Origin of the sequence: Limosilactobacillus portuensis (assembly GCF_014838735.1) — a bacterium.
Lineage (GTDB): Bacteria > Bacillota > Bacilli > Lactobacillales > Lactobacillaceae > Limosilactobacillus > Limosilactobacillus portuensis.
The window spans coordinates 1-312 of the sequence record NZ_JABUXQ010000095.1 but is presented as its reverse complement, the minus strand read 5'-3'; the positions used below and the strand labels follow the sequence as shown (position 1 = coordinate 312).

Here is a 312-nt window from a genome sequence, read left to right as displayed (position 1 = left end):
TCAAGTTAAAGCTGTTGGTAATTTCAATCGTGCTCATCCCGTTAGCTGAACTAATCACTTTTGCTGGGATAATTTGTCGATTGCCACCACCGAACATGCCCTTGGGTTCCGTCCCAATCGGAACTAACCCTAATGCATATTCAAGGTAGACTAACGACACCGTTGCCCCAGCGGTTAAGCTAACTGGCACTTTAACTTGAATTCCCCGAGTTTTAACCGTCAGGCTCGTCCTTGGACTTTCACGGAAGCCATTAAAGGACGCTACTGACAGATGAAGCGTAACGTTGGGTGTTAAACCCGCCCAATGAAAGT

The 312-nt window shown here is 46.8% G+C and carries 1 protein-coding gene; it reads right to left on the bottom strand.

All coding sequences use genetic code 11. The features are described 5' to 3' along the window. Positions 1-312 (bottom strand): fibronectin type III domain-containing protein (locus HUK49_RS10720; protein WP_191913677.1); only part of this gene is annotated, 312 nt, incomplete at both ends.